Here is a 1,074-nt window from a genome sequence, read left to right on the forward strand (position 1 = left end):
GAATGCTTCGCCCCTACGGGACGCGGGCCGATGAAGACGCAAGGTTTTGAAGCACGATTCTCTCAAAATCTTGCACCTGTTTCGCCAGAAAAGCCACAAAACCCTTACCTTGCCTACATTTCACATTTATTCAGCAAACCCTAAATAGACTTATCTAACCTCCCGCCTGCTGCCTGCTGCCTTCCCTAATTCGGTGTCGAATAGCGTTGACGTAGATAGATGGCGATGGCGTTCAGCGCCATGATCAAAAGGATCAGAACGATAATCGTTGCGGCGGCGGCGTTGGCGAAACCGGGTTCAGGACGGGAGACATAACTAAAAATCTGAATGGGCAGTACCATAAATCGCTCGAATAAACCCGGATCGAAGGTCAGAAAACTCACCGCTCCCACCACCACTAGCGAGGCCGCGTCCCCGATCGCCCGCGACACGGAGATAATTACCCCCGTGAGAATCCCCGGCACCGCGTAGGGTAAAACATGGTGTTGGAGCGTCTGCCATTTGGTGCTGCCTAGACCGTAGGAAGCTTGGCGGAGGGAATCGGGAACCGCCCGGATCGCCTCCCGCGCCGCAACGATAATGACTGGCAGCGATAATAGAGATAGGGTTAAGGCCCCGGAAAGTAGGGTAGAGCCGAAATTCAGTAAATAGACGAAGACTCCTAAACCGAGTAAACCGTAAACGATCGAGGGAACCCCGGCCAGATTGCCGATATTCACCTCGATCAGCGCCGTCCACCAGTTTTTCGGGGCGTATTCTTCTACCCACATTCCGCACCCTCAACTGTCACATAAGCTGTCCCCCTCCAGAGACTTGAGTAAAAATACTTATCTGGTGAAGATTTTCTCGGTGGCCGTTAGGGGGAGCTTGAGACCCCTAATTATGAAAAAATAGGAATTGTTGGAAAACTTAGGCAGTGGGCTGTTCGACCATGAATCAATCAACAGAAATTGAAGTCAAAAATCTAGACCATCTGGGATTAGTAGCCGGAATTATCGATGAAATAGGAATCGTTGAAATTATCAACGAACAAGTCTCAATTGAGCGAGGAGAAATTGTCACAGCGGGGCAAGT

At 50.5% G+C, this 1,074-nt stretch carries 1 protein-coding gene and 1 pseudogene; one reads left to right on the forward strand and one right to left on the reverse strand.

The genetic code is table 11. The annotated features are described in order from the left end of the window. Window positions 1-185: 185 nt before the first annotated feature. Window positions 186-764: pseudogene (gene pstA, locus O9324_RS05810) on the reverse strand (phosphate ABC transporter permease PstA); the annotation flags it as partial. 167 nt (window positions 765-931) lie between these two features. Between pstA and O9324_RS05815 the strand changes: the two are divergent. Further along, window positions 932-1,074: DUF4277 domain-containing protein (locus tag O9324_RS05815; RefSeq protein WP_287731423.1), on the forward strand; the 143-nt coding region annotated here is incomplete at its 3' end.

Source organism: Microcystis sp. LE19-84.1B (assembly GCF_027531875.1).
GTDB classification, from domain to species: Bacteria; Cyanobacteriota; Cyanobacteriia; order Cyanobacteriales; family Microcystaceae; genus Microcystis; species Microcystis panniformis.